The organism is Nocardioides conyzicola, assembly GCF_039543825.1.
In the GTDB taxonomy this organism is placed as follows: Bacteria; Actinomycetota; Actinomycetes; order Propionibacteriales; family Nocardioidaceae; genus Nocardioides; species Nocardioides conyzicola.
Window position 1 is genome coordinate 42,613 of sequence record NZ_BAABKM010000002.1, and the last position, 23,457, is coordinate 66,069.

The 23,457-nt window shown below is 72.8% G+C and carries 25 protein-coding genes; 11 read left to right on the forward strand and 14 right to left on the reverse strand.

What is annotated here, in order from left to right; genetic code table 11:
- Positions 1–49 precede the first annotated feature (49 nt).
- The 4 genes from ABEA34_RS03220 to ABEA34_RS03235 are packed head-to-tail and all read right to left on the reverse strand — an operon-like array spanning position 50 to position 3,144.
- Entirely contained in the window at positions 50–403 is a 354-nt protein-coding gene (locus ABEA34_RS03220) for a cytidine/deoxycytidylate deaminase family protein (protein WP_345519216.1), read from the reverse strand.
- Positions 396–1,697, reverse strand: a complete 1,302-nt coding sequence (locus ABEA34_RS03225) for a hemolysin family protein (RefSeq protein WP_345519218.1) — start codon at positions 1,695–1,697, stop codon at positions 396–398. Before ABEA34_RS03225 ends, ABEA34_RS03220 begins: the two co-directional genes overlap by 8 nt.
- A complete protein-coding gene (gene ybeY, locus ABEA34_RS03230) occupies positions 1,694–2,143 on the reverse strand; it encodes an rRNA maturation RNase YbeY (RefSeq protein WP_345519220.1) in 450 nt (149 codons plus the stop codon). The genes ABEA34_RS03225 and ybeY overlap by 4 nt, the downstream gene beginning before the upstream one ends.
- Positions 2,140–3,144 carry a PhoH family protein gene (locus tag ABEA34_RS03235; RefSeq protein WP_345519222.1) on the reverse strand — a complete coding sequence of 335 codons (1,005 nt, stop codon included), beginning with the start codon at positions 3,142–3,144 and terminating at the stop codon, positions 2,140–2,142. Before ABEA34_RS03235 ends, ybeY begins: the two co-directional genes overlap by 4 nt.
- Positions 3,145–3,244: 100 nt before the next feature.
- Here ABEA34_RS03235 and ABEA34_RS03240 point away from each other — a divergent pair, with 100 nt between their 5' ends.
- On the forward strand, positions 3,245–3,514 hold the full coding sequence (locus ABEA34_RS03240) for a hypothetical protein (RefSeq protein WP_345519224.1): 270 nt from the start codon (positions 3,245–3,247) through the stop codon (positions 3,512–3,514).
- On the opposite strand, the gene ABEA34_RS03245 is transcribed toward ABEA34_RS03240, so the two are convergent.
- On the reverse strand, positions 3,511–4,722 hold the full coding sequence (locus ABEA34_RS03245) for a hypothetical protein (protein WP_345519226.1): 1,212 nt from the start codon (positions 4,720–4,722) through the stop codon (positions 3,511–3,513). The two genes, ABEA34_RS03240 and ABEA34_RS03245, sit on opposite strands and share 4 nt — an antisense overlap.
- Positions 4,719–5,054, reverse strand: coding sequence for an HIT domain-containing protein (locus ABEA34_RS03250; protein ID WP_345519228.1), 336 nt, complete (start codon positions 5,052–5,054; stop codon positions 4,719–4,721). Before ABEA34_RS03250 ends, ABEA34_RS03245 begins: the two co-directional genes overlap by 4 nt.
- Before the next feature lie 62 nt (positions 5,055–5,116).
- On the opposite strand from ABEA34_RS03250, the gene ABEA34_RS03255 reads away from it, so the two are divergent.
- Genes ABEA34_RS03255 through ABEA34_RS03270 form a run of 4 tightly spaced genes read left to right on the forward strand, consistent with a single transcriptional unit; the run spans position 5,117 to position 8,366 of the window.
- A complete protein-coding gene (locus ABEA34_RS03255; RefSeq protein WP_345519230.1) occupies positions 5,117–5,632 on the forward strand; it encodes a SigE family RNA polymerase sigma factor in 516 nt (171 codons plus the stop codon).
- Positions 5,629–6,540: a Gmad2 immunoglobulin-like domain-containing protein gene (locus tag ABEA34_RS03260; protein WP_345519232.1), complete on the forward strand. Its 912-nt coding sequence runs from the start codon at positions 5,629–5,631 to the stop codon at positions 6,538–6,540. Before ABEA34_RS03255 ends, ABEA34_RS03260 begins: the two co-directional genes overlap by 4 nt.
- Positions 6,541–6,567: 27 nt before the next feature.
- On the forward strand, positions 6,568–7,467 hold the full coding sequence (locus tag ABEA34_RS03265) for a Gmad2 immunoglobulin-like domain-containing protein (RefSeq protein ID WP_345519234.1): 900 nt from the start codon (positions 6,568–6,570) through the stop codon (positions 7,465–7,467).
- The gene (locus ABEA34_RS03270) at positions 7,464–8,366 is read left to right on the forward strand and encodes a winged helix DNA-binding domain-containing protein (RefSeq protein ID WP_345519236.1); all 903 of its coding nucleotides are present in this window, start codon (positions 7,464–7,466) and stop codon (positions 8,364–8,366) included. Before ABEA34_RS03265 ends, ABEA34_RS03270 begins: the two co-directional genes overlap by 4 nt.
- Before the next feature lie 103 nt (positions 8,367–8,469).
- Here ABEA34_RS03270 and ABEA34_RS03275 read toward each other — a convergent pair whose 3' ends face one another.
- Entirely contained in the window at positions 8,470–8,922 is a 453-nt protein-coding gene (locus tag ABEA34_RS03275) for a MarR family winged helix-turn-helix transcriptional regulator (RefSeq protein WP_345519238.1), read from the reverse strand.
- Positions 8,923–8,984: 62 nt separating this feature from the next.
- Between ABEA34_RS03275 and ABEA34_RS03280 the strand changes: the two genes are divergently transcribed.
- Positions 8,985–9,353 carry a VOC family protein gene (locus tag ABEA34_RS03280; protein WP_345519240.1) on the forward strand — a complete coding sequence of 123 codons (369 nt, stop codon included), beginning with the start codon at positions 8,985–8,987 and terminating at the stop codon, positions 9,351–9,353.
- A gap of 9 nt (positions 9,354–9,362) precedes the next feature.
- Here the strand turns inward: ABEA34_RS03280 and ABEA34_RS03285 are convergent, their stop codons facing one another.
- The 3 genes from ABEA34_RS03285 to hrcA are packed head-to-tail and all read right to left on the reverse strand — an operon-like array spanning position 9,363 to position 12,362.
- Positions 9,363–10,103: a 16S rRNA (uracil(1498)-N(3))-methyltransferase gene (locus tag ABEA34_RS03285; protein WP_345519242.1), complete on the reverse strand. Its 741-nt coding sequence runs from the start codon at positions 10,101–10,103 to the stop codon at positions 9,363–9,365.
- Positions 10,103–11,281 carry a molecular chaperone DnaJ gene (gene dnaJ, locus ABEA34_RS03290; RefSeq protein WP_345519244.1) on the reverse strand — a complete coding sequence of 393 codons (1,179 nt, stop codon included), beginning with the start codon at positions 11,279–11,281 and terminating at the stop codon, positions 10,103–10,105. Before dnaJ ends, ABEA34_RS03285 begins: the two co-directional genes overlap by 1 nt.
- 58 nt (positions 11,282–11,339) lie before the next feature.
- Complete coding sequence (gene hrcA / locus ABEA34_RS03295) at positions 11,340–12,362, reverse strand: heat-inducible transcriptional repressor HrcA (protein WP_345519247.1); 1,023 nt, start codon at positions 12,360–12,362, stop codon at positions 11,340–11,342.
- Between the two features lie 179 nt (positions 12,363–12,541).
- Here hrcA and ABEA34_RS03300 point away from each other — a divergent pair, with 179 nt between their 5' ends.
- The 5 genes from ABEA34_RS03300 (at position 12,542) to ABEA34_RS03320 (ending at position 16,214) form a co-directional block, all read left to right on the forward strand.
- Positions 12,542–13,282, forward strand: a complete 741-nt coding sequence (locus tag ABEA34_RS03300) for a hypothetical protein (RefSeq protein WP_345519249.1) — start codon at positions 12,542–12,544, stop codon at positions 13,280–13,282.
- 30 nt (positions 13,283–13,312) lie between these two features.
- Complete coding sequence (locus tag ABEA34_RS03305) at positions 13,313–14,173, forward strand: MBL fold metallo-hydrolase (protein ID WP_345519251.1); 861 nt, start codon at positions 13,313–13,315, stop codon at positions 14,171–14,173.
- Positions 14,174–14,190: 17 nt separating this feature from the next.
- A complete protein-coding gene (locus ABEA34_RS03310) occupies positions 14,191–14,385 on the forward strand; it encodes a hypothetical protein (RefSeq protein WP_345519253.1) in 195 nt (64 codons plus the stop codon).
- A gap of 48 nt (positions 14,386–14,433) precedes the next feature.
- Positions 14,434–15,282 carry a DUF3097 domain-containing protein gene (locus ABEA34_RS03315; protein ID WP_345519255.1) on the forward strand — a complete coding sequence of 283 codons (849 nt, stop codon included), beginning with the start codon at positions 14,434–14,436 and terminating at the stop codon, positions 15,280–15,282.
- Between the two features lie 275 nt (positions 15,283–15,557).
- On the forward strand, positions 15,558–16,214 hold the full coding sequence (locus tag ABEA34_RS03320; protein ID WP_345519257.1) for a Crp/Fnr family transcriptional regulator: 657 nt from the start codon (positions 15,558–15,560) through the stop codon (positions 16,212–16,214).
- 2 nt (positions 16,215–16,216) lie between these two features.
- Here ABEA34_RS03320 and ABEA34_RS03325 read toward each other — a convergent pair whose 3' ends face one another.
- From ABEA34_RS03325 to hemW, 4 genes are all read right to left on the reverse strand, one after another.
- Positions 16,217–19,699, reverse strand: a complete 3,483-nt coding sequence (locus ABEA34_RS03325; RefSeq protein WP_345519259.1) for an adenylate/guanylate cyclase domain-containing protein — start codon at positions 19,697–19,699, stop codon at positions 16,217–16,219.
- A gap of 92 nt (positions 19,700–19,791) precedes the next feature.
- The gene (locus ABEA34_RS03330; RefSeq protein ID WP_345519261.1) at positions 19,792–21,417 is read right to left on the reverse strand and encodes an MFS transporter; all 1,626 of its coding nucleotides are present in this window, start codon (positions 21,415–21,417) and stop codon (positions 19,792–19,794) included.
- 111 nt (positions 21,418–21,528) lie between these two features.
- A complete protein-coding gene (locus tag ABEA34_RS03335) occupies positions 21,529–22,029 on the reverse strand; it encodes a TM2 domain-containing protein (RefSeq protein WP_345519263.1) in 501 nt (166 codons plus the stop codon).
- Positions 22,030–22,053: 24 nt separating this feature from the next.
- Positions 22,054–23,292 (reverse strand): radical SAM family heme chaperone HemW, encoded by a 1,239-nt coding sequence (gene hemW / locus ABEA34_RS03340; RefSeq protein WP_345519265.1) that lies wholly within the window; start codon positions 23,290–23,292, stop codon positions 22,054–22,056.
- Positions 23,293–23,457 lie beyond the last annotated feature (165 nt).

The window sequence follows — 23,457 nt, forward strand, 5'->3', positions numbered from 1 at the left end:
CCGAGGGCCGGAGAACGGCCATCTCGCCCGTGGCTATGCCGCCGGTCGGCTACGAGGCCAGCGTCTCCGCGACCGCGCCCCTGACGTCGCCGCGGTGCACGACGACGTCGGCTCCCGCGAAGTCCCGGACCGCGGCGAGGTCGCCGTCGCGCACGGCGTCCGCGCCGGTGAGCACGACGACGGCCTCGAGCCCCTTCGACCCCGAGGCGACGGCCATCGCGACGCAGACGCCGACCGCGGAGACCTGCAGCGACGGCAGGTCGACGGTGGCGGCGGCGTACGTGCGGCCGTCGGAGTCGCGTACGGCGGCGCCCTCGGCGGCACCCGTGCGCGCCCGGGTCGCGCGGGCCAGGGTCACCAGCTTGGCGTCCTCGGCGGACAGCGGGGCGGTCAGGTCAGTCATCGTCGTCCTCGTTCGACTCGGCCTCGGTGGCGACGCGTGCAATGAGCACGGTGCCGATGCGGTTGCGGCGCCCGGTGGCGGCCTCGGCCTCGAAGCGGAGCCCGTGGGCGTCGACGATCGACCCCGGGATCGGGACTCGGCCGAGGTGCTTGGCCATCAGGCCGCCGACGCTGTCGACGTCCTCCTCCTCGACGTCGAACCCGAAGAGCTCGTCGAGGTCGTCGATCGGGTAGCGGGAGGACACGCGTACGACGCCGTCGTCGAGCGTCTCGACCTCGATCTCCTCGGCGTCGTACTCGTCGGTGATCTCGCCGACGATCTCCTCGAGGATGTCCTCGATGGTGACCAGCCCGGCGGTGCCGCCGTACTCGTCCACGACGACCGCGATGTGCTGCCGCATCGCCTGCATCTCGGACAGCAACCCGTCGACCGGCTTGGAGTCGGGCACGAAGTGCGCCGGCCGCATGACCTCGTCGATGCGCTGGGTGAACTCCACGTCCGGTGCCTCGAAGTCGCGGCGCACGATGTCCTTGAGGTAGGCGACGCCGACGACGTCGTCGAGGTTCTCACCGATGACCGGGACCCGCGAGAAGCCGCTGCGCAGGAAGAGCGAGAGCGTCTGACGGAGGTTCTTGTGGCGCTCGATGTAGACCACGTCCGTGCGCGGGACCATCACCTCGCGGGCGATGGTGTCGCCGAGCTCGAGGACGTCGTGGATCATCTTGCGCTCGCCGGACTCGATCAGCGACGACGCCTCGGCGAGGTCGACCAGCTCACGCAGCTCGGTCTCCGTCGAGAAGGGTCCCTCCCGGAAGCCCTTGCCCGGCGTCAGTGCGTTGCCGACCAGGATCAGCAGCTTGGGCAGCGGTCCCAGGATCGCGGTCACGAACGACAGCGGCGCGGCCGACGCGAGCGCCACCCGCTCGGAGTGCTGACGGCCCACCGTGCGGGGCGCGACGCCGATCGCGACGAACGAGATCACCAGCATCACGGCGATCGTGGTCAGGACGGCGGGCCACCACGCGCCGTCGTACGCCTGGTCGATCGTGAACGCGACCAGCACGATCGCCGAGATCTCGCACAGCAGCCGCATGAAGAGCGCGGTGTTGAGGTAGCGCGGCGGGTCCTCGAGCAGCGCGACCAGCCGGCGTGAGCCGGGACGGTTGTCGTCGGCCAGCTCCTCGGCGCGCGCCTTGGAGAACGACCCGAGCGCGGCGTCGGCGGCCGAGAAGAGACCGGCGAGCACGACCAGGGCGGCGGCCGCGATCAGCAGCCAGACGTCGGTCCCGCTCACTGGAGACGCCAGGCCGCCAGGAGCTCGTCCTGGAGACCGAACATCTCCTTGTGCTCCTCCGGCTCCGCGTGGTCGTAGCCCAGCAGGTGCAGGATCCCGTGGACGGTCAGCAGCTCGATCTCGGCCTCGGTGCCGTGGCCGGCGGTCTCGCCCTGCTTCTCGGCGATGTCGGGGCACAGCACCAGGTCGCCGAGCACGCCCTCCTCGGGCTCCTCGTTGACCAGGCCGGGGCGCAGCTCGTCCATGGGGAACGCCAGCACGTCGGTCGGGCCCTGCTTGTCCATCCACTGCTCGTTGAGCTGCGCGATGGTCGGCTCGTCGACGGCCTTGATGCACAGCTCGGCCATCGGGTGCACGCGCATCCGGTCCATCACGAAGCGGCTGAGCCGGGCCAGGCGGTCGACGTCGAGCTCGCGGCCCGACTCGTTGAGGATCTCGATCGTCATGGTCGGGTCTGGCGGAGGTCGGCGCGGGCGTCGTGCTCGTCGTAGGCCTCGACGATCTTGCCCACCAGCTTGTGGCGTACGACGTCGGACGCGGTCAGCCGGTTGAAGGAGATGTCCTCCACCTCGTCGAGGATCTCCTCCACCGCGCGCAGGCCGGACTTCTGGCCGCTGGGCAGGTCGGTCTGCGTGACGTCGCCGGTGACGACGATCTTGGAGCCGAAGCCCAACCGGGTCAGGAACATCTTCATCTGCTCGGGCGTCGTGTTCTGCGCCTCGTCGAGGATGATGAACGAGTCGTTGAGCGAGCGACCGCGCAGGAACGCCAGGGGCGCGACCTCGATGGTGCCGGCGGCCATCAGCTTGGGGATCAGCTCGGGGTCGAGCATGTCGTGCAGGGCGTCGTACAACGGCCGCAGGTAGGGGTCGATCTTCTCGGTGAGGGTGCCGGGCAGGAAGCCGAGGCGCTCGCCGGCCTCGACCGCCGGGCGGCTGAGGATGATTCGGTTGACCTTCTTGGACTGCAGCGCCTGCACGGCCTTCGCGACCGCGAGGTAGGTCTTGCCGGTGCCGGCCGGGCCGATGCCGAACGTGATCGTGTGCTTGTCGATCGAGTCGACGTACCGCTTCTGGTTGAGCGTCTTGGGGCGGATGGACCGCCCGCGGTTGCTGAGGATGTTGAGGCTCAGCACGTCGGCCGGGCGCTCGGTCGTCTCGGCACGGAGCATCGCGAGCGCGCGCTCGACGGTCTCGCCGGTGACGCCCTGGCCGGTGCGGATCAGCGCGACCAGCTCGTCGAGGAGGCGTTCGGCCAGCGCGACCTCGCCGGGCTCGCCCTGCAGGGTGATCCGGTTGCCGCGGACGTGGACCTCGGCCTCGAAGGAGCGCTCGATCACGCGGAGGTGCTCGTCACCGGGCCCGAGGAGGCTGACCATGTTGATGCTGTTGGGGACGACGACCGTGTGCTGGGCCGTGGGGGCCGGGGTCGTGTGGGAGTCAGTCATGGAGGCCCGGACGGGCATCCTTTCGGTCGGTGGTGGAGGCCCTTCCATGCTACGGGAGCGTCATCGCCCGGCCCAACGAGTTGCGGCGTACGGTTGCGTCATGCCGGCTGCGGGCGATCGCGAGGACCTCTGGGACGACGATCCCGACCTGCCCGAGGACGCGCCGCCGTACTGGTTCGCCGGTCAGCACCTCCCCGAGCACGCTCGTGCGATGGGGCTGACCCACCACGTGCCGGAGGGTGCGATCCTCGACTTCGCGGGCCGGCTCGACTCCACGAAGCCCGGTCACCGGATCGCGGCGTGGGTGCTGCTGGTGATGTTCGGGCTGCCCGTGGTGCTCGCCGTGATGCGGCTCTTCTACGCCTTCTAGGAGACCTCGTCGTCGAAGGCGACCTGGAGGGTGCCCAGGCACATCTCGTCGGTGCTGCCCTCGGCCCAGATGATGTAGCGGTCGGGCTGGCCGGCGAACGCCGGCAACCGGTCGCGCAGCCACTGCTGGTGGGTGCAGGTGACCTTGATCGTGTCGAACTTGTCGAGGTGCAGGGGCTGCTTGAGCGGTTTCGAGCCCTGGTTGTCGAAGTCCCAGATCGGGATGTCCAGGATCGTGCGCGCCTTCGGGGTGCCGGGGTTGACCTCGATCTTGATCTTGCGACCCAGCAGGTGCATGTGGCCGGCGACGCCGAGGATCGTCATCCCCCGCGGCGCGTAGCGCACGCACGAGGTGGTGTTGGACGGGATCGGCTCGCCCTGGCTGTTGCAGAGGAAGTGCAGGGCGCTGTTGGTGTTGCCCGCCCCCCCGAACCGCTCCATCACGTCGGCCACCGCGGCGTCGCGGTCGCACAGCGGCCCGTCGTCGTGGGCGGGCCGGCAGGGCAGCTCGACCGGCGCCGGCAGCTGGAAGGTGTGCACGGGGGTGAGGTCGGTGCTCCCCCTCATCCAGCGCAGCTGGGTGCTGGAGACGTCGGGTGCGGCGCCCTTGAGCAGGTTGTAGTGGACCTGCATCACGATCCGGGAGCCGGCGGCGAGGCGTACGCCGTAGCCGTCGCGGACCTTGGTCTCGTCGCCGCCCGGCGCCCAGGCGGCGAGCCAGGGGGCGTCGTCGATCTTGACGAACTCCCCCTGGAGCCCGGTGCCGCCGAAGCAGGTCCAGCCCTCGCCCGGCGCGTCGGCGTCCTTCTGCTCCGCCTCGGCGACCTGTCCCGGGTCGACCCGGAAGAGGATCACGTGGTGCACGACCTGGGGGTTGCCGGGCAGCACGTGGCTGCCGGTCAGCCACACGTCCTTGTCGAGCTTCGGGTCGAGCAGGAAGCAGCGGTAGTCGTCGGTGCCGGTACCGGACGGCGCTGACGGGGTGTAGGCCTCCGGCATCGTGACGGTCGTCCGGTGCTCGCCGGTGCGCAGCGGCAGCATCTTGCCCGGGGGCAGCGCGGCGAGCTGCTTCGCCTCGACGCCGGGCGGGTCCGGCGGCTTGAGGATCTCGCTGGGCGAGCCGGTCCGGCGGTCGCTGTCCTCGTCGACGCAGCCGGCCAGCGTCACGACCAGGAGGACAGCGGCGGCGACGGCGGCGAGCCGCTTCATCCGACCAGCCCGGTGAGGTCGGCGCCGCCGAGCAGGTGCACGTGGGTGTGGAAGATCGTCTGCCCGGCGCCCGCACCGGTGTTGTAGACCAGGTTGTAGTCGGCGTACCCCTCCGCAGCGGCGACCGCGGCGGCCGAGGTGACCAGCGCGGCGGAGGTCTCGGGATCCGCCGCGGCCAGCTCGGCCGCGTTGGCATAGTGGTCGCGCGGGACCACCAGCACGTGCAGCGGCGCCTTCGGGCTGATGTCCCGGAACGCGAGCGTGCGGTCGGTGGTGTGCACGATCTCCGCCGGGATCTCCCCCGCGACGATCTTGCAGAACAGACAGTCCACAATTCCTCCCGTTGGGCAGTAAACCACCGGACGTCCCCACGCGTCCCACTAGCGTGACAACCGTGACCGACCGGCCCGTGTGGACCGCGGACGAGGCGCTGGAGCAGCTGTACGCCGCGCACTGGCGCCAGCTGGTGCGGCTGTCCGTGCTGCTCGTCCGCGACCAGGGGGTCGCCGAGGAGGTCACCCAGGACGCGTTCGTGGCCGTCCACGCCCGCTGGTCGCGGCTGCGGGACCCGGACCTGGCCCTGGCCTACCTGCGGCAGGCCGTCGTCAACCGGTCCCGGTCGGCGCTGCGGCACCGGGCCGTCGTCGAGCGCCACGCCGCCCGTCGTACGCCGCCGCTGATCGAGGCCGGTGCCGACCAGGCCGCCCTCGCCACCGACCGGCGCTCGGCCGTCCTCGACGCGCTCCGGCGGCTGCCGCAGCGCCAGCGCGAGGTGCTGGCGCTGCGCTACTACCTCGAGCTCTCCGAGGCCGAGATCGCCGACGCGCTCGGCATCAGCCGCGGCGCCGTCAAGAGCCACGCCTCCCGCGGCGCCGCCGCCCTCCGACTTCTCCTCCAGGGGGACCTGTGACCGACCTCCACGACCTGCTCCGCGACGCGGTCGACGACATCGAGCCGACGGACCGGCTCGCCGAGCTCCGGACGCGTACGGCGAGTCCCGCGCGAGCCGCCGCTCGTCCGTGGTTCTGGGCGGCCGGCGCGACCGTGCTCGCCACCGCCGCCGCGGTCGCCGTCGTCGCCGTCGTTGGCGACGGCCCCGACGCGCCCGGGCACCACCACGACGACATGGCGATGGACCCGCCGGCCTCGACCCAGCTGGTGCCGGCGTACTTCGTCGGCGACGCCCCCGGTGGCGAGGGGCGCCTCTATCGCGAGTTCGAGGAAGTGGCGTCGGGCGAACCGTTGCAGCGCGCCCTCGAGCGCATCGAGCACCCGGCCGCCGACCCGGACTACCGCACGACGTGGACGCCCGGGTCCTTCGAGTCCGCGACGCTCGGCGACGGGACCATCGAGGTCGAGCTCGGCGACGCCGGACTGCCCGCCCCGGACGGGATCGCCGCGCAGCAGGTCGTCTACACGCTCCAGGGGGCCCTGGGGCAGCGCCTGCCCGTCCAGTTCGTCGACGACGGCCGCCCGGTCGGTGACTCGTACCAGGCGGCTCCCTCAGCCGACGTGCTCAACCCGGTCAGCATCAGCGACCCGGCCGAGGGCAACTCCTACGCGGGGGCGATGGAGGCGCGTGGTCGCGCGGAAGCCTCGGTGCACTGGGAGCTCCAGGACCCGTCGCGTCAGACCGTCCGCGAGGGTCGTGCCGCCGCACCAGGCTCTGGCCCCGGGTTGCGCCCGTGGTCGGTTCGCGTCGACCTGGCCGGCCTCGCACCCGGCAGCTACACGTTCGTCGTGGTGCTGCCGGACCCGTCGGGAGGCGCCGAGCTGTCACTCCTGGACCACGACACGCGCACGATCACCGTCCGATAGGCCGTGCCGACCCCGAAAATGAGCCCCATGTCCTCCCGCACCCGACTCGCCGCCCTCGCCTCCGTCTCCGCGCTCGCCCTCGCCGGGCTGAGCGGCTGCGGCTCGGAGGGCCAGGACCCGGTGTCGAGCGACGCGACCCCCACCCAGGCCGCCGACCCGAGCGACGGCTCGGACGAGCCGACGGACCCGGGCTCGGAGAGCGCGGACACCACGACCGTGCCGGTCTACTTCGTCGGCGACACGCCGCAGGGGCAGCGGCTCTTCCGGGAGTTCCGCAAGGTCGAGGCGGACAACCCGGCCGCGGAGGCGCTCGCCCTGATGACGGCCGGCGACGCCCTGGACCCCGACTACGACACGCTCTACCCGAGCGGCAGCTTCACCAGCGTGGAGATCGGCGCCGACAAGATCACCGTCGGGCTGCCCGACGAGTCGTGGACCACCGCCCCCGACGGGATGACGGACGACCAGGCCAGGATGGCCGCGCAGCAGGCCGTCTACACGCTCCAGGGCATCGCCCAGAAGCGGCTGCCGCTGGCGTTCACGCTCGACGGTGCACCCGCCGACCTGTTCGGGCTCGGCGGCGAGGTCAGCAACGACCCCGAGACCGACGTACGCGCCCTCGTCAACGTGACCGCGCCGGAGCAAGGTGCGAGCGTGAGCGGGACCTTCACCGCGAGCGGCGCCTCGAGCTCGTTCGAGGCGAACACCCCGTGGGAGATCCGGGAGGGCGGCGCCGACGGCAAGGTCGTCAAGAAGGGCTTCGCGACGGCCGAGGGCTGGATGGACAAGCTCTACCCCTGGGAGACCGACGTCGACGTGTCGGACCTGCCGGCCGGCGACTACACGTTCGTCGCCATGACCGACGACCCGTCCGAGGGCGAGGGCGGCGGCCCGACCGTCGACACGAAGAGCATCACGATCCAGTGAGGCTGACGCGGCAGCGGCTCAACCGCACGCTGCTGCGGCGTCAGCACCTGCTGGAGCGCGTCGACGCGACGCCGGAGGAGATGGCCCGCCACCTGGTCGGGCTGCAGGCGCAGGAGACGCTGCCGCCGTACCTCTCACTGCAGGCGCGGCTGACGTCGTTCGACCCGTACGCCGTGACGCGGGCGCTCGAGGAGCGGTCCCTGGTGCGGCTGCTCACCATGCGCGGCACCATCCACCTGCTCGACCCGGGCGACGCACTCGTGCTGCGGCCGTGGACGCAGGTGGTGATGGACCGGGTGCAGCGCAACCACGCCGACCCGCTCCCCCAGCTCGGGCGCGCGCTGGTGCAGGCGCCGCCGCGCGGGACGTGGAAGGGCACCGGCGGTGTCGCCTACGAGCCCCTCGAGGAGTGGATCGGCGCACCGATGCGCGAGCCGGACGTGCCGGACATCGTCCGGCGCTACCTGGCGGCCTTCGGCCCGGCGTCCGCCGCCGACGTGACGACCTGGTCGGGTGTCACCCGGCTCGGCCCCGTGCTGGCCGGCATGGACCTCGAGCGGCACGAGGACGAGGCCGGCAAGGTGCTGTACGACGTACCCGGCGGCGTGGTCGAGGACGAGGACGCGCCCGCGCCACCCCGGCTGCTCGGCACGTACGACAACCTCTGGCTCTCCCACGCCGGCCGCGACCGGGTCACCGAGCCGGCCAAGCGCCGGCACTGGATGGGTCCCAACGGCGGCGTCGGGATGATGCTCTTCGTCGACGGCTGGCTCGAGGGGCTGTGGCGGATGGCCGACGACCGGGTCGAGGTCATCGAGCTCTTCCGCGACCTCACGAAGCGCGAGCGCGCGGACCTCGATGTCGAGATCGACCGCGTCGAGGGGCTGCTGGGGCGGTGAGGGCGGGAGTTTTGTCGGTCGGCCGACGAAACTCCTGCCTGGACGATGAAGCTTTGTCGTCCAGGCGTGAGTTTCATCGGCCAGCCGACGAAACTCCCGGCCCCTACCCCGTCTCGCCGCCCTCGCGGAGCGAGCGGATCATGCTCTGCAGGATCCGGAGGGCGCCGGCCTGCTCGGCCTCGGTCATGCCGGCCAGCATCCTCACCTCGACCGACCGGACGGCCACGGTCGCCTTCGCGAGACTGCGTCGGCCGCGGGGCGTGAGCCGCGTGGGCAGGGCCTTCCCGACGGGCGCCGCCGCGGCCCGGGTCACGTAGCCGTCGCGCTCCAGGGCCTGGAGCAGCACGTTCATCGACTGCCGGGTCACGAACGCTCCCCTCGCGAGCTCGGAGTTGGACAGGCCGGGGCGCTGCGCCAGCAGCTCGAGGCAGGAGTAGTGGGTCACCGTCATCCCGAGCGGTCGCAGCACCTCCTCCATCGCCGCACGGAGGACGCTCGACGCCTCCTTCAGCAGGTAGCCGAGCGAGGTCTCGAGGTGGATCCCGTCTTGACTCATGTCAGTATTCTGACATACCTTGAATGTCAGAAAACTGACACGCAATCCGAAGGAGCACGCACATGCCCGTCACCGGCCCCGACTTCATCTCGCTGCAGGCGAGCGACCTCGACGCCTCGCAGGCGTTCTACGAGCACTACCTCGGCCTCGTCCGCTCGCCGGCCGGCGCCCCGCACGCCGTCGTCTTCGAGACGAAGCCGATCGCGTTCGCGCTGCGCGACGTCATCCCGGGCACCGACCTGACCTCGGTCGCCCAGCCCGGCATCGGCGCCGCGATCTGGCTCCACGCCACCGACGTCCAGGCCATCCACGACGCACTCGTCGCCGACGGTCACCCCATCGTGTCAGCGCCCATCGACGGCCCGTTCGGCCGGACGTTCACCTTCGCCGACCCCGACGGCTACCAGGTCACGCTCCACGACCGCGCCTGACCGGCCGCGCTACCCCCAGCGCGGCGTCCGCGACAGGATCGCGGCCACGGCGGCGACACCCGCGGTCGACGTACGCAGCACCTCGGCGCCGAGGCGCACGGAGACCGCACCGGCCGCCACGAAGGCCGCGACCTCGTCGTCGGTCAGCCCGCCCTCGGGTCCGACCACGACGACGATCCGGCCTGCGGCCGGGACGGCGACGTCCGCGAACGGCGCCGAGGCCGCCTCGTGCAGCACCACGGCGAGATCGGCACCGGCGACCAGCGCGACCACCTCGGCGGTCGACGCCATCTCCAACACCTCGGGGAACCACGACCGGCGCGCCTGCTTGGCCGCCTCGCGGGCCGTCGCCCGCCACCTCGCGAGCGACTTCGCGGCTCGCTCGCCCTTCCAGACCGCGACGCTGCGCGCCGCCGCCCACGGTACGACGCGGGCGACGCCGATCTCGGTGAGCACCTCGACGGCCAGCTCCCCGCGCTCCCCCTTGGGGATCGCCTGGACCACCACCACCTCGGGTGTCGGCGGCTCGGCCGCCGACACCGACTCGACGGTCAGCGTGAACACCCGCTTGCCGGTCGACCCGACCGACCCCTGCACCGCGACGCCCGCGCCGTCGGTGAGCACGACCTGCTCGCCCACCCGCAGCCGGCGTACGGCGACGGCGTGGTGCGCCTCGTCGCCCTCGACGGTCACCACGTCCCCGACCGCGACACCGCCGAGGGCCGGGACGAGGTGGACCGGGAGGGACATCAGTGCTGGTTGAACGCGTCTCGGAGCCGGCCGAACATCGAGCGGCTGGTCGGGTGCACGTGGCCGGAGGGCCGCTCCTCGTCCCGGATCGCCGCCAGCTCGCGCAGCAGCTCCTCCTGGCGCGCGTCCAGCTTGGTCGGGGTGTCGACGAGCACAGTCACGATCAGGTCGCCGCGGCCACCTCGCAGCCCGGGCACGCCGCGCCCGCGGAGCACCTGCTCGGAGCCGGACTGGGTGCCGGGGCGCACGTCGAGCTCCAGGCTGGTCTCGATCTCGGTGGTCGGCTCCTCGTCCGCGACGACGTCGGCCTCGAGCGTCGGCAGGGTCAGCACGGTGCCCAGCGCGGCCGCGGTCATCGGCAGCGTCACCGTGCAGTGCAGGTCGTTGCCGTTGCGGGTGAAGACCTCGTGCTGCGCCACGTGGATCTCGACGTACAGGTCACCGGCCGGTCCCCCGCCGGGCCCGACCTCGCCCTCGCCGGAGAGCTGCACGCGGGTGCCGGTGTCGACGCCGGCCGGGATCTTGACGGTGAGGGTACGGCGAGCGCGCACCCGGCCGTCGCCCGAGCACTCACGGCACGGGTCGGGGATGATCGTGCCGAAGCCGCGGCAGGCAGGACAGGGCCGCAGCGTGCGGATCTCGCCGAGGAACGACCGCTGCACCTGGGCCACCTCGCCCGCACCGTGGCAGGTCTCGCACGGGGTGGCGTGGGAGCCCGGAGCGGCACCCTCGCCGCCGCAGGTCGTGCACAGCACCGCCGTGTCGACCATCAGCTCACGCGCGACGCCGAACGCCGCCTCGGCCAGGGTGATCTCGATCCGGATCAGCGCGTCCTGTCCGCGCCGCTCGCGCGACCGCGGGCCGCGGCCGCCGCCGGCGGCACCGCCCTGCTGGCCGAAGAACGCATCCATGATGTCGGTGAACGAGAAGCCCGGCCCCTGGCCGAAGCCCGCGCCGGCGCCGCCGAAGGGGTCGCCGCCACGGTCGAACGCCGCCCGCTTCTGCGGGTCGGAGAGGATCTCGTAGGCGCGCGAGATCTCCTTGAAGCGCTCCTGGGCGTCCGGGTCGGGGTTGACGTCGGGGTGGTACTGCCGGGCGAGTCGCCGGTAGGCCTTCTTGACGGCGTCTGCGTCCGCGTCGCGGTCGACTCCGAGAAGCTGGTACGGGTCCTGACTCACGTGTTTCCTTCACTGCTCGTGCTGGTGGGTGGTGCGGTCGGTGCTGCTGGGGGCGCGCTCAGGCCTCGTCGAGGATCCGCGAGACGTAGCGGGCGACCGCCCGGACGGCGGCCATGCTGCCGGGGTAGTCCATGCGCGTCGGCCCGACGATGCCGAGGCGGGCGAACGCCTCCTCGCCCGGGCCGTAGCCGGCGGCGACGACGCTGGTCGACGCGAGCTCGGTGTAGGGGCCCTCGTGACCGATCCGGACGGTGACGGGCTCGCCGGTCGACGCCTCGCCGATGAGCTTGAGCAGCACGACGTGCTCCTCCAGCGCCTCGAGGAGCGGGCGTACGGCGGAGTCGAAGCTGTCGCCGTACCGCGCCAGGTTGGCGGCGCCGCCGACCAGGATGCGCTCGTCGGACCGGTGGTCGGACATCGCCTCGAGCAGCGCCTCGACGACGGCCTGCGTCGCGGGCGGGACCGGGGCGTCGGCGCCGGTCACCAAGGTGCTCAGGGCGGCGCTGGCGTCCGCGATCACCTCGCCGGTGGCGACCCCGTTGACCCGGGCGCGCAGGTCGGCGATCGCGGCGTCGTCGAGGTCGGTGGCCAGCTCGACCAGCCGCTGCTCCACGCGGCCGGTGCTGAGGATCAGGACGACGAGGAGCCGGCTGGGCGCGAGCGCCACCACCTCGATGTGGCGGACGGTGGAGCGGGACAGCGTCGGGTACTGCACGATCGCGACCTGGCGGGTCAGCTGCGAGAGCAGCCGGACCGAGCGCTGGACGACGTCGTCGAGGTCGACGGCGCCGTCGAGGAGCGTGGCGATCGCGCGCTTCTCCGCGGAGCTCATCGGCTTGACCGTCGTCAGCCGGTCGACGAAGAGCCGGTAGCCCTTGTCGGTGGGCACCCGGCCGGCACTCGTGTGCGGCTGGGTGATGTAGCCCTCGTCCTCGAGGGCGGCCATGTCGTTGCGGACCGTGGCGGGCGAGACGCCCAGCCGGTGCCGCTCGACCAGCGCCTTGGAGCCGACCGGCTCCTCGGTGGCGACGTAGTCCTCGACGATCGCGCGGAGCACGGCCAGCCTGCGCTCTTCCTGCACTCGCCCGCCTCCTTGTCTCTGCGCGGTCTCCGCACGGTCCTGGCACTCGCTTGGTGGGAGTGCCAAGAGTACCCGGCGGGCTCAGGGCCACATCGTGGAAGGCCCGGTGCGTCGCACCCGGAATCGCAGTAGGTTAGGCTTACCTAAGTCCTCACCCGTCGCAGTGGATGGAGCCAGCGGTGACCACGACCGAGCACCACACCCCCGATGTCGACCCCCGCCTGGTGGCCGCGGACGCGCGCAGCATCCTCGCCTGCCCCGCGACCGTCAGCCTGGTGATCGAGGGCCACGAGCACGCCGTAGGCCCCGACGAGGACCTGGCCCTCACCGACCACCGGGGTACGCCGACCTTCCTCTGCCCCGAGAGCTCCCCCGTCGCCCGCGCCGCCGCCGAGCGCAGCAGCGCGCTGCTCACCGTCACCAGCGGCCTCGGCCCGCGTGGTGGCCCGGAGCGCGGCGACACCCTGACCCTGGCCGGCCGCCTCGAGCGCACCGGCTACGAGCACTGCGACTGCTGCAACGAGGTCCGCCACGTGGTGTCGCTCGACCTCAACTTCGTGCTGCTCGCGAGGCCCGCGACGGCGGCGCCCGGCGTGCCCGAGCGGCAGCACCGCGTGCGGCTCGAGGAGTTCCGCAGCCGGGCCCACCACCTCAACCGCGGCCACCTGCAGCGGTCCGTCGAGCACGCCAACGACTGCCACCAGGAGGAGCTGCGCCAGGCGATCGGCCTCGGGACCGGCACCCGCCAGGGCGACGTCGTCGGCGTGCGGATCGCGCGGCTCACGCCCGCCGACGTCAAGATCCAGTGGGTCGACCACACCGGCGCCCACGAGCAGGTGATCGCGTTCGCCCGCCCGGCGCGCGACCTGACGGAGCTCGGCGACATGCTGCGCCGGGGGCTGCACGCAGGTCTGTGCTGACCCGGGGGCTGAGCCCCCTACGCTGACCGGGTGGCCTTCACCGAGATCGCCGACCGGGTCTGGGTCGCACGCTACGAGTGGTTCGACGTCAACGTGACGCTCGTGGGCGGCGACCGCGGCCTGCTGGTCGTGGACACGCACGCCTCCGACCTGGCCGCCCGCGCGGTCGTCGACGACGTACGCCGCCTGGGTGCGGGCGAGGTCGTCGGGGTCGTCAACACCCACGAGCACTTCGACCACACGTTCGGCAACGGCGCCTTCCGCGCGGCGTACGGCGAGCTCCCGATCCACGCCCACGAGGTGGCCGCCGAGCGCACCGTCCCCGCGGGCGAGCGGATCAAGGGCCTCTACGACGCCGACCCGGACGACCCGCACGGCGACGAGGTCCGGGCGACGGTGATCGTGCCCGCGGACCGCACCTTCTCGTCCGCGGTCTCGCTCGACCTCGGCGACCGCGCCGTCGAGCTGGTCCACCCGGGTCGCGGGCACACCGGCGGCGACCTGGTCCTGCGGGTGCCCGACGTGGACGTGCTGCTCGCCGGCGACCTGGTCGAGGAGTCGATGGCGCGCAACGGCGTGCCCGGCTTCGGCGACGACTGCTACCCGCTCGAGTGGCCGCACTCCCTCGACATCGTGCTGAGCCTCAGCACGTCGGCGACCGTGGTGGTGCCGGGGCACGGCGCCCCCGTGGACCGGGAGTTCGTCGAGGAGCAGCGCAACGCGATCGGCATCGTCGCCCAGACGATCCGGGACCTGGCCGCCCGCGGCGTCCGCGCGGAGGACGCCCTCGAGGCGGTCGGGTGGCCCTACCCGCGCGAGGAGCTCGCGGCCGCCGTACGCCGTGGGTATGCGCAGCTCTCCCGCAGCGAGAAGCGGTTGCCGCTGGCCTGAGCGGGTACGTGCTCCCCATGAGCGACGAGCACCCCACCCAGGCCATCGAGGACGAGGACCTCCCCGAGGACCTCCAGCCCACCGACGACAACCCGCTCGCCAAGCCGTTGACCGACGAGGACGACGCCCCGTCGCCCGAGGAGCTCGACGTGCTCGGCGGCAAGACGGCCGACGAGACGACGACGGACGGCGAAGCCGACTCCGACGACTGACGGCGCGCCCCCACCGGCTTGTCGGTGGTGCCGCCTAGCGTTGCCGAGGTGAGCTCCCACGACCGTTACGGCACCGATGTCCTGGCCACCGACTGGCGCGCCCCCAAGCGCGGCCGGGCCGTCGAGGCTCCTGCCGAGATCGGTGCCGTCGTCGAGGAGGTCACCACCGACTGGGTCGGTGAGATCGTCGCCGTCGACCGCGACCTCCACACGCTGACGCTCGAGGACCGGCGCGGCAAGCGGCGTACGTTCCCCCTCGGTCCGGGCTTCCTGCTCGAGGGCAGGCCCGTCATCCTCGCGGCGCCCGTGCGCGGCTCGGCCCCGGCGAAGCCGACCCGGACGGCCTCCGGCTCGGTCGCCGTCCACGACGCGAAGGCGCGGGTGGCCCGCGCGAGCCGGATCTTCGTCGAGGGCCGGCACGACGCCGAGCTCGTCGAGAAGGTGTGGGGCGACGACCTGCGCATCGAGGGCGTGGTCGTGGAGTTCCTCGGCGGTGTCGACGACCTGGCCGACCACCTGCGCGACTTCAAGCCGGGGCCGGACCGCAAGGTCGGGGTGCTGGTCGACCACCTGGTGCCGGGCTCGAAGGAGAGCCGCATCGCCCAGGGGATCGCGACGTCGCCCGTCGGCAAGCACGTGCTGATCGTCGGCCACCCCTTCATCGACATCTGGGCGGCGGTCAAGCCCGAGCGGCTCGGGATCAGGAAGTGGCCCGACGTGCCGCGCACCATCGAGTGGAAGAAGGGCGTCTGCCAGCAGCTCGGCTGGCCGCACCGCGACCAGGCCGACACCGCCCGCGCCTGGCAGCACATCCTGAGCCGGGTCTCGTCCTACCAGGACCTCGACCCGGCCCTGCTGGGCCGGGTCGAGGAGCTGATCGACTTCGTCGCGGGCTGAGTGTCCAGGCCCCTCCACAGCCGGACGTCGTCGACCAGATCAGGGGCCGGTCAGCGGCCCGAGTCGACGCCGCGGGGCTGCACGCGGTCGGCACCTACGCCGGTGCGGCTGGTGTGGACGGCGGCGGTGGGGTTCGAGACGATCATGGCGGGCTCCTCCGGTGGTGTGCTGACACCTGAACTCTCGCCCAGCTCGGCGGCATCTTCCGTCGGCTTCCTGACACAACGTGCGTCGTCCTGCCGACACGCCCCGCAGGTCGCTGGTTGACTGGCCCCATGGACTGGCCGCTGCTCGCCTCGCTGGACGAGGACGAACGCGGTCGGGTGCTGTCCGCGGCGCGGCGACGTGCCTACGCCCGCGGCGACGTGCTCGTCCGCGAGGGTGAACCGTCCGACAGCCTGCACCTGGTCGCGTCCGGGCGGCTCGCCGTACGGGTCACGACCCGGGACGGCGACAACGCGACGATCAACCTGCTCGGTCCGGGCGACTACTTCGGGGAGCTGTCGCTGCTCGAGGGCCAGCCCTCGGCGCGCTCGGCCACCATCGTGGCGCTCGAACCCGCCCAGACGCTGTCGCTCTCGGCGGCGGAGTTCCGCGACCTGCGCACGCGGCACCGCGCCGCCGACCACCTGCTGCTGACCTTGATGGCACGCCGCGTCGAGGAGCTGTCGGGGCGACTGCTCGAGGCGATGTACGACGGGCTCGACCAGCGTGTGCACCGACGCCTGGGCGAGCTGGCGGAGCTGTACGCCGATGGCCGCGGGCCCACGACGATCCCGCTGACGCAGGAGCACCTCGCCGAGCTGGTGGGGGGCACCCGGCCGAGCGTCAACCAGATCCTGCGCAGGCTCGAGGACCAGGGGGTGGTCGCGCTCGGTCGGGGGAAGGTCACCGTCCTCGACCGGGCCCGGCTCGACGCCGAGGCGGGCTGAGCTCACACAGCGGCGCCCGCGAGGGCGGCGTCGAGCTCGTCTCTCCAACGGGTCGCGCCCAGCCCGTCGAACATCGACCGCGCCTGCGCCGCCAGCTCGGCCGCCTCGTCGGTCCGGCCGGCATGCTGCAGCAGGACGGCGAGGTCGGCCCGGAACTGCGCCAACGTGGGCTCGGAGCTCCACTGGGTCGCCCACTGCATCCCCTCGCGCAGCCGGGCCTCAGCGGTGCCGAGGTCGCCGGCAGCCGCTGCCTGCAGCCCGGAGATGCGGCAGTGGACGGCTCGGACGCCGGCCGGGAGGCTGCCGTCCCCGTGACCGTCGACGATGGCGAGCAGGCCCGCCAGCGCGTCGTGGTCCTGGTCCGCCCAGGCCGCATCGGTCGCCACCTGCCAGATGACGGTGAAGTCGTCGTACAGCTCCGTGACGGCGTACGACGTCTCGGCGGCGCGCAGCGCCCAGGCGCCCGCCGGTGCGTCCGTGGCCAGTGCGTCGAGCGCCCGCAGCACCTCGACGAAGCAGCGGAGGGACAGATCCTCGCCGGCGTACTCGTCGTCCTCCATCTCGGGCTGCAACCGCCATGCGGTCCCCCGCGCCGAGGCGATGCGCGCCCGGACGAGGTCGGCGACCGGCTCGTCGGAGCTGGCGTCCGCCGACTCCAGTGCTCCGCCCCAGTCGCCCACGACCAGCTGGGCCAGGGCGAGGTTGGAGGCGGCGCCGGACAGCGCGGTGAACGACCCGGACTGGCGGCCCATGGCCACGGCCTCGATGCCGAACTCACGCGCCCGGGCCGCGTCGTCGGGCACCCAGGAGACGTTGAGGTTGACCAGCACCCGGGTCAGGGTGGGCAGCAGGTGGTGCCGACGGGCCAGCTCGGCGGCCGCCTCGAAGATCACCCGGCCGAGCCCGCGCGACCCGGTGACCATGTAGTGCAGGGCGAGGGCGACGTACGCGTCGGCCAGGAGTCGCTCGTCGCCCAGCCGCTCCGCCAGCCGCACCTGGTCACCGGCCACATCGCCGAACCCGCTGCTGGTGCGGAGCTTGATCTGCACGATCGCCTGCGCCAGCGCGATCCGCACGCCCACGGCGTCCTCTCGGTCGCGCAGCCGGGCGTAGCGCTCCTGCGCCATCGCCAGTGGCACCTCGATGTCCATCCGGCCGATCGACATCGCGTGCGCGAGCACGCTGACCGCGTCGGCGGCCCGGAGCTCGTCGCCGGCGGCGTCGAAGGCGTCCCGGGCCGACTCGGCCGGTGCGATCGCAGCGCCCGGGTCCTCGGTCTCCCTGAGCGCCCGGGCGAGCTCGAGCTCGAGGGCGGCCCGCTGGAGCGGGTCGGTCGCCCGACCGAGAGCCGCGCCGAGATGGCCGGCCGCCTCCCCCGGCGCGCCGAGCGCCCGTGCCCGCACCGCCGACAGGCGCAGCAGCTCGATCGCGCGCTCGGTCAGCGCCGGGACGTCGGCGTCCTCCGGGACCGCGTCGATGGCCTCGAGATGGTGCTGGGCAGCGATGGCGACCGCTTCGTCGGCGGTGTCGCCCGCCTCGGCGAGCTGCGCCACCACCGCCAGGTGGCCCGCCTTCCGGTCGCGCCGGGACAGGGTGCCGTAGGCCACCTGTCGGACCACGACCTGCACGAACTCGTAGAGACCGACCTCGCTGCTCAACCGTCCGGTCTCCTGCCGCAGCAGCTGGAGCCGCACCAGCGAGGCGAGGACCTGGTCGAGGTCGACGACGTCGGGGCAGAGCGCCGCGACCAGGTCGCGCGAGAACGGCCGGCCGACGATGCTGGCCCGGTCGACGACGCGGCGTTGGTGCGGCGAGAGCTGGTCGAGCCGGGCGGCGACCAGGGCCTGCAGCGATGCCGGCGCGCCCAACCGGTCGAGGTCGAGCGGGCCGTCGCCGGCCAGCACGTACTGCCCGCCCCGAGGGACGACGAGGTCACGGTCGATGAGGGAGCGGACGGTCTCGACCGCGAAGAGCGGGACTCCTTCGGACCGCTCGACCAGGGCGTCGCGGACGTCGTGGTCGAGGCCCGCGACCAGGCCGTCGAGGAGCTGCCCCATCTCCCGGTCACCGAGGGTGTCGACGTGCACGACGGTCGAGCGCCGGTTGGTGGCGAGTCCGGGGTTGGCGTCCAGGAGCTCCGGGCGGGTCAGCAGCATCACGAAGCACGGGAAGGTCGCGACGGCGAGCAGGTGCTCCACGAAGCTGATCAGGCCGTCGTCGGCGTGCTGGGCGTCGTCGATCAGCAGTGCGACGGGCACCCCGTCGCTGACCCGCTCGAGGAAGGTCGACCACGCGGAGAAGAGGTCCTCGCGCTGGAACGACCCGACGGTGCCGATCCCGAGCAGCGCGGCGAGTCGTGGCTCGAGCCAAGCGCGCTCGTCCGCATCGTCGACCAGGAGCGCGAGGCCACCTGCGAGGAGCTGCGACGGGTCGTCGTCGCCGGCACCGTCCGCGACGACCTGGAGACGGGCCCGGATCGCCTCGGCGAGCGCGTAGAACGCCACCCCCTCGCCGTACGACAGGCACCGCCCGGTGTGCCAGCGGACCTCGCCGCTGAGTCCGTCGACGTACTTCTCGAACTCCCACGCCAGCCGTGACTTGCCGACGCCGGCCTCGCCGTCGACGACGAGCAGGGCGGGCCGTTCGGTCTCCTCGACGCGGTGGAAGAGCTCCTTGACGAGCCGGATCTCGCGATCGCGTCCGACCAGCGGCCCCTCGAGTCCGTCGGCACGCTGGGCGCCGCCGACGGCCGCGACGACCGCTCGCACCGCCCACAGCGGCACCGGCTCGGCCTTGCCCTTCATCGCGTGGCTGCCGACGTCGACGTAGGTGATCGCGGACGACGTCAGGAGGCGCGTGGTCTCGTCGACCCACACCTGCCCGGGCGTCGCGGCGGACTGGACCCGCGACGCCGTGTTGACCGCGTCGCCGGCGACCATGCCCTGCTGCTCGGCGCCGACCGTCACCGCGACCTCTCCGGTGACGATGCCGACCCGCATGGCGAGGTCGGGCACGTCGACGTCGGAGCCCATCGCGGCAATCGTGTTGACCAGCTCGAGGCCGGCGCGGACCGCTCGCTCGGCGTCGTCCTCGTGGGCCGTCGGGACACCCCAGACGGCCATCACGGCGTCGCCGATGAACTTCTCGACGGTGCCGCCGTAGCGGGCGACGATCGCGCGGCACTCGTCGAAGTAGCGCGACAGCAGCTCTCGCACCTGCTCCTGGTCACGGGTCTCCGACAGGGCGGTGAAGCCGACGAGGTCGCCGAACAGGACGCTGGTGATCCGCCGCGACGCCACCGGTTGGACGACGCTCGAGGAGGAGGCGGCCTGGTCCGCGCCGCAGGAGCTGCAGAAGCGGGCACCGGGGACCACCTCGGCCCGGCAGCTGCGACAGGACAGGGCCGCGAGGGCGGCACCGCAGGAGAAGCAGAAGCGCGCGCCGTCCGGCTGCCCGCCGCTGCCGCAGCTCGCGCAGGTCGACATCACGCACTCCCGATCGCCGTCGTTGTCCCCGGAGAAGGATGACGCATCCGGGCGCCCGGGCGGGCTCGATCCACGCATCTGCTCCCCCGACGTCAGACGGCGAGACGCCGGGCGACGACGTCCTCGGCGATCCGAGCCGAGTCGTGGACACCGCTCACTGCGGCCAGGAAGTCCGCGCGGCTCAGGGCCAGCACGACCGTGTCGGCCGTCGCGGTCACCGACGCGGTGCGGGGTACGTCGCGCAGCAGGCCGATCTCGCCGAAGTAGTCGCCGGTGCGCTCGGTGCGCAGGACCCGCCCCGCCTGCGTCACCTCGACCATGCCGAGGGCGATGACGTAGAAGCGGTCGGCACCCTCGCCCTCCCGGAGGATGACGTCCCCGGCGGCGTACCGGACCGGCACCAGTCCGTGGGCCAGGGCCTCGACGGTCGGGGCCGCGAGCGGCGCGAAGAGGTCGAGCGAGCGCAGCAGGTCCACGTGCTCGGGCTCGGTCAGCCGCTCGTCGAGGCGACGCACCCGGGCGAGCAGGGCCAGCACCAGGAGGGTCACGGATCCGCCGACCACCGCCATCGCGGGTCGGGCACCGACGAGGTGGATCAGCAGCGGTGCCAGCAGCGAGCCGACCGCCATCGAGGCGATCAGCGAGCTCTCCACCGCCGAGAACACGCGGGAGAGGATGCGCTCGGGCGCGAGCCGCTGCGGGATGGTGTCGAGGCCCAGGTTGACCCACGGGTCGGCCAGCCCGATCACCGAGAGCGCGGCCAGGGCCGTCACCGGTGAGGGGAAGAGCGCCATCGCGATCAGCGGGAGCGACCAGCCCAGCACGCCGTACGCCATGTCCTGGGCGAGCCGCCCTCGTCCGACCCGTGACAGGACGACCAGGCCGCCGACGACCGTGCCGATGCCCATCACCGAGTTGAGGTAGCCCACGCCGGCGGCCCCGCTGTGGAGCTGGTCGACGGCGACGATCACCAGGAACACCGTCAGGGCTCCCCACACCAGGCCCTGGGCGGACGCGAGCGTGGCGACCGCACCGAGGTCGCGGTCGCGCCGGAGCTCGACGAACCCGGCCGTGACGTCGCGGGCGAAGCCGGTGCGCTCGGCCTCGTCCTCCGGCGCGGGCTCGGTCGTGGCGGCGGGCGGGACCCTGACGGCGGCGACCAGCGCGAGGGACCAGACGAACGTGGCGGCGTTGAGCCAGAGCACGAGCTCGACGTCGACGGCTCCCACGAGGAGCGCTCCGAGCGCCGGTCCCGCGAACATCGCGACGGTCTCGAGGTTGGAGGACACGGCGTTCGCCGCGGTCAGCTCCGCGGGCTCGGAGACGAGGCGCGGCATCAAACCCGCCTGGGCGGACCGGAACGACGCCCCGACGCCGACGGCGGTCAACGTCAGCGCGTAGACCACCAGGTCCGGTCCACCGACCCCGATGGTCAGGGCGGCCGCCCCGACGAGCACGGCGCGGGCCGCGTCGTTGGCCATCATGAAGCGCTTCCGGCCGACGCGGTCGGCGAGGGTCGCGCCGACCGGTCCGGCGACGGCACCCACGACGAACCGCAGCGCCAGGTAGACGCCGACCGCCGTCGCGCCGCCGGCGGAGTAGGCCCAGACGATCAGGGCCGTCGAGTACGCCCAGTCCCCCAGGGTCGAGCCGAAGAAGGCGAGCTGGACCCGCCGCAACGCCGGGTTCGCGAGGACGCGGGCGAGGGACTGCGACATGAGACGACCTCCATGGCTCCGGTGCGCACCCGCTGCGGGTGCGCGCTCATCGTGGAGCCGATGGAGGTCGTCGTTCTGTCTGCGTGCTGACAGAAGAACCGATCAGATGGATCAGCTGTTGCGCAACGGCAGGCCGTTGATGTCCTTGCTGTCCGTCGCCAGGATCATGATCCCGTCGATCAGGCCCCAGATGGACCCGATGCCGCACGTCAGCACGGTCACGACGATCTGCCAGACGGCCGTCTTGTTGTCGCCGAGGTAGAACCGGCCGACGCCGAAGCCGCCCAGGAAGATCTGCAGCAGGCCCGCGACCAGCTTGGACTTGTCCGAGAACGGCATGCCGGTCTTGGGGTCCACGCCGTACGGCGCCTGCGCGCTCGCGCCGTACGCCGCGGCCGGGTAGCCGGGCTGCGCGTAGCCGGGCTGGGGCTGCGGGTAGCCGGGCTGCGGCGGCGCATAGCCGGGCTGGGGCGGCGGTGCCTGGCCGTACGGCGGCGGGGTCGGTGCCGGCTGCTCGGCCGGGGGCGGCGGCGGGGGCGGGGTCTCGCCGGACGGCGGGGTGGGCTCGCCGTACGGCGGGGGGACGTGGGGGTCCTCGGGGCCTTGAGTCATGCCGCCACCCTAGGGCGTGGCGGCCTACGGCAGTAGGTCCCGCACCAGGGCGTCGGCGAGCAGTCGACCGCGCTGGGTGGGGATCAGCCGCTCGGCGCGGCGCGTGAGGAGCCCGTCGAAGATGAGGTCGTTGACCGCGGCCCGTCCGGTCGCGTCGAGCACGCTGACGGGAAGCCCGTCGCGCAGCCGCAGCTCGAGCAGGACCCGTTCGACGCGGCGGCTCTCGTCGTCGAGCACCTCCCGGGCGTGCGCGGGCGTGACGCCGCGGGCGATCCGCTCGGCGTACGCCGCAGGGTGCTTGACGTTCCACCACCGCACGCCGCCGACGTGGGAGTGCGCGCCGGGGCCGACGCCCCACCAGTCGCCACCCTTCCAATAGAGCATGTTGTGCCGGCAGCGGCTGGCCGTGTCCTCCGGCCCGCCCCTGGCCCAGTTGGAGACCTCGTACCACTCCAGCCCGGCGGCGGTCAGCCGCTCGTCGACCAGGAGGTACTTGTCGGCGAGGTCGTCGTCGTCCGGCATCGCGACCTCGCCGCGCCGGATCTGGCGGGCCAGGGCGGTGCCGTCCTCGACGATGAGGGAGTACGCCGACACGTGGTCGGGCGCGCAGGCGAGCGCCGCCTCGACGCTGGTCCCCCAGTCGGCGAGCGACTCCCCCGGGGTGCCGTAGATGAGGTCGAGGCTGACCTGCTCGAAGCCGGCCTGGCGCGCCCAGTCGACGACGGCCGGGACCCGCAGCGGGTCGTGGGTGCGGTCCAGGACCTTGAGCACGTGGTCGACGGCCGACTGCATGCCGAAGGACATCCGGTTGAAGCCGGCGCCCCGCAGCTCCTCGAGGTCCCACAGCGCCACGCTGTCGGGGTTGGACTCCGTGGTGATCTCCGCGTCCGGGGCCAGCCCGAACTCCGCGGCGATCGACGCGACGATCGAGCCCAGGTCGCCCGGGCTCAGCAGCGTCGGCGTACCCCCGCCGAAGAAGATCGTGCTCACCGGGAGGTCGACGTCGCCGAGCGCGACCCGGGCCCGGCGTACCTCGGCGATCGCGGCCTCGGCGTACGTCGCCCGGCTGGCGCCGGGTGCGCCACCGGCCGGGCCGAGCTCGTCGGCGGTGTAGGTGTTGAAGTCGCAGTAGCCGCAGCGCACCGTGCAGAAGGGCACGTGCACGTAGAAGCCGAACGGCCGGCTCCCCAGCCCCGCGAGCGCGCTCGCCGGCAGTGCCCCGTCCTCGGGGACCGGATCACCCACGGGCAGCACGGACGGCATGCGGCCATCCTCGCACCCGGGGTTGAGTCGGGAGTTCTGACGGTCGAGTCAGGAGTTCTGACGGACGAGTCGGAAGTTCTGGCAGGCACTGTCGCCGAAACTCCCGAATCGACGATCACAAGTCCCCACTCAACCGGCGAGGGTCCCGCTGTGGGTCGCCGGTGA